Source organism: Brevundimonas sp. EAKA, assembly GCF_000698025.1.
In the GTDB taxonomy this organism is placed as follows: domain Bacteria; phylum Pseudomonadota; class Alphaproteobacteria; order Caulobacterales; family Caulobacteraceae; genus Brevundimonas; species Brevundimonas mediterranea_A.
Window position 1 is genome coordinate 1 of sequence record NZ_JMQR01000137.1, and the last position, 7,612, is coordinate 7,612.

The window sequence follows — 7,612 nt, forward strand, 5'->3', positions numbered from 1 at the left end:
GGTCGAGGGCGACGTCAGGGCGGGGTTCGACCTGACCGGCCATTTTCTGGAACAGTTCGTCTTCCACCCGCAGAACAAGCCCTTGCCGGCCGCGCGGGTCTGGATGCTGGACCGGCTGGCCGAGACGGGACGTCTCTAAGCGACGGCCTTGGGTTCAAGCCCCATAGCCAATTCGGCGCGGGGCTCGCTTTCTTGGGCGCCTTGCAGGCCTGACGCCGCTGCGTCGCCTGAGCCGTGCTTCAGATCTCGAAAAACAACCGCGGGAAATTCACGCCACGCCCCATGGCGCGTCATGGTTGTGGGGGTCGACTTTCAACGGGGCCACGCGACCCTCCATCCGAGGCCTCAATCGAATGGAAGGAGACAAGCATGGCTATTCCGACCCCGGTGAACGGTCAGATCACCGACGCCGTCACCCAGGCGAATGTGAAGGTCCTTGGCGACGCCCCGGCGATGGCCATGGGCGCGATCTATCAGTCGCTCGCCCACTCCACCGGCATTCTCTACGAGAACGCGACGTCATCGCAGCAGCAGCTGGCGATCGCCGCCCAGGCCGCGACCAACCAGGGCGTGATCCAGATCTACAGCGTCGACACCATGGCCGGCGCGGTCGCCACGTCGAAGATCGCCCAGTCCGATACGCCCGACAACATGATGGCCCTTCTGACGGCCCTGCGCGCCGTCGGTCCCACGGCTGCGGTTTCCTGATTTTCCGTCCCGCAAACCCAAAACAGAAGGACTTGAGACATGGCGCTTCCGACACCCGTCAACGGCATGATCACCGACGCCGTCACCCAGGCCAACGTCAAGGTGCTGGGCGACGCTCCGGCCATGGCCATGGGCGCGATCTATCAATCGCTCGCCCACTCCACCGGCATTCTCTACGAGAATGCAGCCTCTTCGCAGCAGCAACTGGCCATCGCCGGCCAGGCCGCGACCAATCAGGGGGTCATCCAGATCTACAGCGTCGACACCATGGCCGGCGCTGTCGCCGCCAGCAAGATCAGCCAGTCGGACACGCCTGACAATCTGTTGTCCCTGCTGACGGCCCTGCGCGCCACGGCGGCCTGACGCCGAACCCTGGATATCCGTGACGGCCGCGGCGGGAGACTGGCGCCCGCCGCGCCAACCCCTGGAGGACGACCATGGTCGAGGCGAAGATGAACGAGAAGACGGCGGAAAAATCCGCCCAGACCCTCGGCGACTTCGAGGAGATTCTGAAGCTCATGCTGGAGCTCAGCAAGAACCCCGCGACGGCCCCCACGGCGGAATCAGTCGCCAACACCCTGCTGACCGTCATCGGCTCGGGCCCCAGCTTCGCGGCGATGCAGAGCCTGGTGGCCGCCAATCAGGCCAGCGGGATGATGTACCACAACGCCGTCGCCAACCAGCAGACCACCAACATCCTGGGCATGGTCGCGACCATGAACTGCGTCCAGGCGCTGATGGACAAGCCGTCCGTCATTCCGTGGCCGGACATCGGTCCGCGCCGTGAGGAGCCGTTCGAATGACACGCGAGGAAAAGCGATTGAGAACCGAAGAAGGGCTCGCCGTAGCGGCCTGTCGCGACGACGCCCTGCTGCTGTGCGCCGGAGCCGGCGTGTGCAACGCCGGTCTGATCACCATCATGGCCTCGGCGGACGCTTTTGCTGCGCGCCTGGCCGCCTCGACGCAGCATGCGGCGGAACTGTCGACGCTGCAGATCCGGCAACTGGCGACCAGCCTGGCCGACATGCAGCAGATCCGCACGGTCCGGACCGCCGACGTCGGCGTGCGGTCGGTGTCGCAAGTTCGTCAGGAGCCTGCGCCATCGGCCTTCTACGGCGCGCCGGTCGTCACCTGAGCATCAAGAAGGGGGGGAGGCTTCGTCATGAGCGACACCGTCAACGCACAGATCACCGACGCCGTCACCCAGACCAACGTCAAGGTGCTGGGCGAGGGGCCTGCGGAAGCCATGGCCGTGTCGGTCCAGGCGGTGGCGCACGCCACCAGCCTGTCGGTCGAGAACGCCAGCCAGACCCAGGGGGGCATGCAGCAGATCAACAACGCCGCCGTCGGCGCCCTGATCGCCAAGATCCTCGAAATCGCGGTCTGAGCCATGGCCTATCCGACCGCCGTGAACAGTCAGATCACCGATGCGGTGACGCAGCAGAACCTGATGGTCCTGGGCGCCGCATCGACGATCGCCATGGGCTCGATCTATCAGAGCGCGGCCCATTCGACGGCGATCGTGTTCGAGAACGCGGTCCAGGCCCAGCGCCAGGCCTCGATCTGCGCCCAGGCCGCCACCAACCAGGGCGTGATGCAGGTCTATGAGATGGGCAGCATGGTCTCGGCCATCGCCACCACGCGGATCGCCGCCAGAGCGCCGCCCCCCAGCCCGCTCGAAAACGCCCTTGTTCTGCTTATCGCCGCCAAACTGCTGAATCTCTAGAATTGTCAGGATCTGAACCATGGCCGCCGACACGCCCGTCAACTCGCAAGTCACCGACGCGGTCACCCAGACCAACGTCAAGGTGCTGGGCGAAGCGCCGGCCCAATCGATGGCGCTGGTCTATCAGAGCATGGCCCATTCGATTTCCCTGGCCATGCAGAACGCCCAGCAGGCGCAAGGGGGGCTGCAGCAGATCGGCAACGCCGTCACCTCCAGCGCCGTCACCATGATCATGAACGCGGCGCAGAAATAGCGCCTTCACCTGAAACGAGAGCTTTCGCGCCGTGACCGAACCGACCGTCAACAGCCAGATCAAGGACGCCGTCCAGACCTCGACGAACTGGGCGCTGGGCTTCGCGCCGCTCGAGCAGGGCACGCCCTCGACCTCGACGCGCGTCTCGGCCGGCGGCGCCATCGCCTACGACAAGGCCACCCAGGCGGCGGCTCTGTCGGTGCAGGACGCCGCCGATTACCAGCGCAACATGCTGTCCATCAGCACCACCGTCCAGGGCAAGGCCATGGCCATGATGCTGGCGTCGGGCGGGATGAACGAACCGGCGCTTGTCGCCTACGCCATGGCCCTGGTCAGTTCGTTCGCGGCGCCGATCGCGGCGGGCCTGGCGGCCGAATCCGTCACCACGGCGGTCAAGACCTTTCCCAGAAACTAGTCGAAGAGAGAGAAGGAGCAGCCATGTCCCGTTTGACCCTATCGAAGATGAGCGACGCCGAGGCCGTCGTTCAGGAAGCGCAGACGCTGGAATGGGAGACGCGATGCGAGACCGAGCGGTGGAGCGACGCCGCAGAAGACAGATCCTCCGCCGAAGGGTTTGAGGAAAGCCAGTCCAGATATCGGGAACTGCGTGCTGCGGCGGAGGCGATGGTCGCCATCCTGTACCGGATGCAGGAGCCGTTGCTGACCGATCCCTATGCGCCCTGGGCGGCGAAGCTGATGGTCAAGGCGCGGGGCCTGCTGACCGATATCGAAGACGGCGAGCTGGTCGAGAAGATCTCGTTCGTCTCCGCCGGATCCGACAAGGAATGAGGCCGGACAGGAGGGTTTGATGACAGACGATTCTCCCTCGCCTGAGGCCGCCGCCGGCGAGCCGCAGGTTCCGGCTGTAGATCCCATTGTCGTGGCGGCTCGGCGGATGGTCGCCGAGGTCTTCAGGACCTCGGCCGCGCGCCTGCCCGAGTTGCTGGCGGCTCAGTCGCCGCCAGACACGCCGATTCCCCAGTTCACCGAGGCCATGATCGAGCAGCTCCAGGCGCAGCTGACGCGGGCTCTGGGGCTGCCGCCCGATGAAGACGGATCCGCCCGATGACGGATGCGCATGGGGCGACGGGGCGGCATCTCTATGACTCCATATCGGAGCAGAAACACACGGTCGTCGACAGTTTCGCCGATCAGCGCGAGCTGTTGAAACGCGCCGTGGCCGAGCAACGCCTGGCGGCCATGCCCGAGGACCTGCAGCGCGCGGCGAGGGGGCCTTCCGCCCAGGTCAGTCTCGAGATCGTCGAGGCCCTGCAGAAGATCATCGCGCGCGAGGTGACGCGGCAGTTGGACCTCGCGATCTGCGCAATGATCGAACGGACCGCCGCATCGGCCGCCGCGCCGGCTGACGGGGCGTCAGGCGGCCAGTAGCCGTCAGTATTTTCCAGCACCGCATCAAACGGCTTCACAAAAAGCAAATACACCCGTCTAAGTAGTGATAACGGGGTTCTTACAAACTCTGGTTGATGCGACGTCGGTAATCCAGAATCGCGACGAGACCTCGATCGATACGCCCCGTTGGTTCTGCCAGGCCAAGCGTAGGGGGATGAGCTCGCTTTGGGCTTGACGGTCGCTCCCCACGCCGAGGGGGAGTGACGAATATGAATGTCGTCCGGTTATTTCCGGATTGGGAGACGCAAGGCGAGGAAGAGAAAGCGCCCGCGACGGCTGCGCCGCCTGAGCGGCGTTCTGCTTCCCATCCTTCAGCGCCGCGCACGCCGTCTCCGGTCGAGGTTCTGGCCCGAGCGGCCGGCGGTGATCGGGGCGGGGCGCCCAAGGCCGGGTTGACGCCTGCGGGCGTAATCGCGCGTGCTTTGGACCGGCCGCCGTCGATGGACCGTTTCTGGGCGATCTGGATGGTGCATCAGAACAGTCTGCGGCATCGAAGCCTGCGGCTCTCCGGCGGGAATCGGGCCGACGCCGAGGACGCATTGAGCGCGGCCATGGTGCGGGCGGCTCAGGCCTTTGACCGCCAGCCGGTGCAGAACCCCGGGGCCTGGCTGGTGCGGATCCTGCACAACGCCTGCATGGATCAGCACCGCCAGAACGCCAATCGCATTCCCATCGCGGCAGAGGACGCCGATCTGCCGCCGCCGTCCGCCGCCGCCTGGGTCAAGGCGGCGCCCTCGCCGGAAGAGGCGCTGTCGCAACAGGAAAGCGACGCGGCCTGGGGGCGGGCCATGAACGCTCTTCCGGCCACCTTGGTCGAGCCCTTGCGGCTCCATCTCGACGACTGGAGCGACGAACGGATCGCCGCCCATCTGAACATCAGCCGAGAACTGGTCCGCAAGCGTCGCCAGTTGGCCAAGAACCGGCTGCGGCTGCTGCTGGACCTTTAGCCGAAGGTGAAGGCGAAGACCTGGGCACCGGGGTCGAGGAATTCGATCTCGAAGGTACGTTCGCGAACGGCGCCGGACTGACGGATCAACTGATACAAGCGCTGCTGGTCGATGCGTCCCACCCCCTTGGCGTCGATGTCGGAGCCGGCGTCGGCGCCTGGCGCCTGGCCGTCGATCAGGACGCGGAAACGCGGCGTCGCGCCGGTCGCGCCCGGCCCCATGACCAGATGAAGGTCACGCGCCTTGAAACGGAACGAGACCCGTCCGCCCGCCGCCGCCAGTTCGGCGTGCTCGCGCGTCACGCGCCAGCGCCCGACCAGGCTCCAATCGTTCAGGTCCAGCGGGCTGGCCACATAGGTCTTGACGGCGTCGCGGGCGAGGCCGCCCGGCGAGCGGAAGTTCTCGGCGCGGGCGTAGCCGACATAGGTTTCGGGCGAACCGAGCTGGTCCATGGCGGCGGCGGCCTCGGCGCCCTGGGCCTGGATCTGGACGACGTCGGCGGCGACATCGGCGGCTCCGGCCTCCTTGAGCAGTTGCTGGATGACCCGTTCCGAGCCCTCATAGTCGCCCTCGCCGAAATGGTGGTGGCGAATGCGGCCCTGGGCGTCGATGAAATAATGGGCCGGCCAGTACTGGTTCTTGAAGGCGCGCCAGATGGCGAAATCATTGTCCATGGCGACCGGATAATCGACGCCCAAGCGGCGCACCGCGTCGCGGACATTGGCCTCTGACTTCTCGAAGGCGAACTCGGGCGTATGGACGCCGATCACGACCAGGCCCTGGTCCTTGTACTTCTCGGCCCAGGCGCGAACGTAGGGCAGGGCGCGCAGGCAGTTGATGCAGGAGTAGGTCCAGAAATCGACGACCACGACCTTGCCGCGCAGCTGTTGCGGCGTCAGGGGCGGGGAGTTGATCCAGGTGGTGGCCCCGGTAAATGCGGGCAACTGGCCCTCGACCGGGAGGTTCGCCAGATCCGTCGGCGCCGCGTTCATCGGCGCGCCGCGACCGATGCCGCTCAGCAGCGCCTGTTCCAGACGGCCGGTGCTTCCGGCCGAAATCCGGGTCAGCAGGCCCGTGTCCAGGCCCAGGCCGATGGCGACTACGCCAATCAGCACCAAGGCGCCCAGGCCGCGCCGCACCCATTCGCCGAGGCCCAGCGCGCCCTTCATGGCCTTGAACACCCGTCCGCCGACCAGCAGGGCCAAGGCCAGGGAGGTGGCGGCGCCCGCCGCATAGGCCAGCAGCAGAACGGTCGAGCCGACGCCCGCGCCTTGCAGGGCCGCGCCGGTCAGGATGACGCCCAGGATGGGGCCCGCGCAGGGCGCCCACAGCAGGCCGGTGGCTACGCCCAGCAACAGGGAGGCGCGGACGTCGCCCTGGTCTGCGGAGCGGCGCTCGACGCGATCGGTCAGCCAGGAACCGGCCGCCACAAACGGCCGCATCAGCCGATCGCCGATGGAGGGCACGAGCAGGCTGAGCCCCAGGACGGCCATGACCGCAAGCGCGATCCAGCGACCGACCTCATTGGCGCGCACGGCCCAGCCGCCGCCGAGGGCCGCCAGGGTCGCCACCCCGGCGAAGGTGACCGCCATGCCGACCAGCAGGGGCAGGCCGTTGCGCACGAACGGCCGACCGGCGCGGGCGAAGACGAAGGGCAGGACGGGCAGGATACAGGGGCTGACGATGGTCAGGGCGCCGGCCAGATAGGAGAGCAGGAACAGGATCATGAAGGCGGGCCTGACGTGACGGGGTCACTCACATACGAAGCCGGGAGGCGTTCGGTTACCCTTCGGCGTACGATCTCCCACAGATAGACGCCCTGTCCCTGCTCGAACGGGCTAGACTTCGCGCTTCCGATCCCCGATTCGCTGGCCCATGACGATCCACGCTCCGCCGCCGGAAGGCGGCCGTATCATCGACGAGCCGATGGAGACGGCCCTCAGCCGTCGCTATCTGGCCTACGCCCTGTCGACCATCACCAACCGCGCCCTTCCCGATGTTCGGGACGGGTTCAAGCCCGTGCACCGGCGCATCCTGTACGCCATGCACCAGATGCGGCTGAACCCGCAGGCGGCGGCGCGCAAATGCGCCAAGGTCGTCGGCGAGGTCATGGGCGGATACCACCCGCACGGCGACGCCTCGATCTATGAAGCCCTGGTGCGCCTGGCCCAGGATTTCGCCCAGCGCTATCCGCTGGTCGACGGCCAGGGGAACTTCGGCAATATCGACGGCGATAGCGCCGCGGCCATGCGCTACACCGAGTGCAAGCTGACGCCGGCGGCCGTGCTGCTGCTGGACGGGATCGATCAGGACTCGGTCGATTTCCGCGCCACCTACGACGATCAGGACGAGGAGCCGGTGGTTCTGCCGGCCGGTTTCCCCAACCTGCTGGCCAACGGCTCGTCCGGCATCGCCGTGGGCATGGCCACCTCGATCCCGCCGCACAATGTCGGCGAACTGATCGACGCCTGCCAGATGCTGCTGGACCGGCCCGAGGCGACGACCGAGGAGCTGGTGCAACTGGTGCCGGGACCGGACTTCCCCACTGGGGGCGTCGCGGTCGAGGGC

At 66.9% G+C, this 7,612-nt stretch carries 14 protein-coding genes and 1 pseudogene; 14 read left to right on the plus strand and 1 reads right to left on the minus strand.

The window, feature by feature from the left end:
* From ER13_RS14720 to ER13_RS14780, 13 genes and pseudogenes are all read left to right on the plus strand, one after another.
* A pseudogene (locus tag ER13_RS14720) lies at positions 1-139 on the plus strand (DNA repair protein RecO); the annotation flags it as partial.
* 230 nt (positions 140-369) lie between these two features.
* The gene (locus ER13_RS14725; RefSeq protein WP_008262254.1) at positions 370-708 is read left to right on the plus strand and encodes a RebB family R body protein; all 339 of its coding nucleotides are present in this window, start codon (positions 370-372) and stop codon (positions 706-708) included.
* Between the two features lie 39 nt (positions 709-747).
* On the plus strand, positions 748-1,071 hold the full coding sequence (locus ER13_RS14730; RefSeq protein WP_008259391.1) for a RebB family R body protein: 324 nt from the start codon (positions 748-750) through the stop codon (positions 1,069-1,071).
* Between the two features lie 74 nt (positions 1,072-1,145).
* The gene (locus ER13_RS14735) at positions 1,146-1,511 is read left to right on the plus strand and encodes a RebB family R body protein (protein ID WP_035310418.1); all 366 of its coding nucleotides are present in this window, start codon (positions 1,146-1,148) and stop codon (positions 1,509-1,511) included.
* Positions 1,512-1,528: 17 nt separating this feature from the next.
* The gene (locus tag ER13_RS14740) at positions 1,529-1,843 is read left to right on the plus strand and encodes a hypothetical protein (protein WP_154726195.1); all 315 of its coding nucleotides are present in this window, start codon (positions 1,529-1,531) and stop codon (positions 1,841-1,843) included.
* 27 nt (positions 1,844-1,870) lie between these two features.
* Positions 1,871-2,095: a RebB family R body protein gene (locus ER13_RS14745; protein ID WP_008260453.1), complete on the plus strand. Its 225-nt coding sequence runs from the start codon at positions 1,871-1,873 to the stop codon at positions 2,093-2,095.
* Positions 2,096-2,098: 3 nt separating this feature from the next.
* A complete protein-coding gene (locus ER13_RS14750) occupies positions 2,099-2,434 on the plus strand; it encodes a RebB family R body protein (protein WP_008262017.1) in 336 nt (111 codons plus the stop codon).
* A 19-nt stretch (positions 2,435-2,453) separates the two neighbouring features.
* Positions 2,454-2,687 carry a RebB family R body protein gene (locus ER13_RS14755; protein WP_008262209.1) on the plus strand — a complete coding sequence of 78 codons (234 nt, stop codon included), beginning with the start codon at positions 2,454-2,456 and terminating at the stop codon, positions 2,685-2,687.
* 31 nt (positions 2,688-2,718) lie between these two features.
* Complete coding sequence (locus ER13_RS14760; protein ID WP_008259273.1) at positions 2,719-3,102, plus strand: hypothetical protein; 384 nt, start codon at positions 2,719-2,721, stop codon at positions 3,100-3,102.
* Between the two features lie 23 nt (positions 3,103-3,125).
* A complete protein-coding gene (locus tag ER13_RS14765; RefSeq protein ID WP_035310420.1) occupies positions 3,126-3,476 on the plus strand; it encodes a hypothetical protein in 351 nt (116 codons plus the stop codon).
* Between the two features lie 19 nt (positions 3,477-3,495).
* A complete protein-coding gene (locus tag ER13_RS14770) occupies positions 3,496-3,756 on the plus strand; it encodes a hypothetical protein (protein WP_035310421.1) in 261 nt (86 codons plus the stop codon).
* Positions 3,753-4,076: a hypothetical protein gene (locus ER13_RS14775; protein ID WP_035310422.1), complete on the plus strand. Its 324-nt coding sequence runs from the start codon at positions 3,753-3,755 to the stop codon at positions 4,074-4,076. The genes ER13_RS14770 and ER13_RS14775 overlap by 4 nt, the downstream gene beginning before the upstream one ends.
* 230 nt (positions 4,077-4,306) lie before the next feature.
* Positions 4,307-5,044, plus strand: a complete 738-nt coding sequence (locus ER13_RS14780) for an RNA polymerase sigma factor (protein WP_081836251.1) — start codon at positions 4,307-4,309, stop codon at positions 5,042-5,044.
* Here the strand turns inward: ER13_RS14780 and ER13_RS14785 are convergent.
* Positions 5,041-6,771: a cytochrome c biogenesis protein DipZ gene (locus tag ER13_RS14785; RefSeq protein WP_035310426.1), complete on the minus strand. Its 1,731-nt coding sequence runs from the start codon at positions 6,769-6,771 to the stop codon at positions 5,041-5,043. The two genes, ER13_RS14780 and ER13_RS14785, sit on opposite strands and share 4 nt — an antisense overlap.
* 148 nt (positions 6,772-6,919) lie before the next feature.
* Between ER13_RS14785 and ER13_RS14790 the strand changes: the two genes are divergently transcribed.
* Positions 6,920-7,612: DNA gyrase subunit A (locus ER13_RS14790; protein ID WP_035310428.1), on the plus strand; the 693-nt coding region annotated here is incomplete at its 3' end.

Coding starts and splice junctions, on each gene's coding strand:
- ER13_RS14770 (WP_035310421.1), top strand. CDS start 3,496: ATGACAGACGATTCTCCCTCGCCTGAGGCCGCCGCCGGCGAGCCGCAG.
- ER13_RS14785 (WP_035310426.1), bottom strand. CDS start 6,771: ATGATCCTGTTCCTGCTCTCCTATCTGGCCGGCGCCCTGACCATCGTC.
- ER13_RS14780 (WP_081836251.1), top strand. CDS start 4,307: ATGAATGTCGTCCGGTTATTTCCGGATTGGGAGACGCAAGGCGAGGAA.
- ER13_RS14725 (WP_008262254.1), top strand. CDS start 370: ATGGCTATTCCGACCCCGGTGAACGGTCAGATCACCGACGCCGTCACC.
- ER13_RS14750 (WP_008262017.1), top strand. CDS start 2,099: ATGGCCTATCCGACCGCCGTGAACAGTCAGATCACCGATGCGGTGACG.
- ER13_RS14775 (WP_035310422.1), top strand. CDS start 3,753: ATGACGGATGCGCATGGGGCGACGGGGCGGCATCTCTATGACTCCATA.
- ER13_RS14730 (WP_008259391.1), top strand. CDS start 748: ATGGCGCTTCCGACACCCGTCAACGGCATGATCACCGACGCCGTCACC.
- ER13_RS14735 (WP_035310418.1), top strand. CDS start 1,146: ATGGTCGAGGCGAAGATGAACGAGAAGACGGCGGAAAAATCCGCCCAG.
- ER13_RS14745 (WP_008260453.1), top strand. CDS start 1,871: ATGAGCGACACCGTCAACGCACAGATCACCGACGCCGTCACCCAGACC.
- ER13_RS14765 (WP_035310420.1), top strand. CDS start 3,126: ATGTCCCGTTTGACCCTATCGAAGATGAGCGACGCCGAGGCCGTCGTT.
- ER13_RS14755 (WP_008262209.1), top strand. CDS start 2,454: ATGGCCGCCGACACGCCCGTCAACTCGCAAGTCACCGACGCGGTCACC.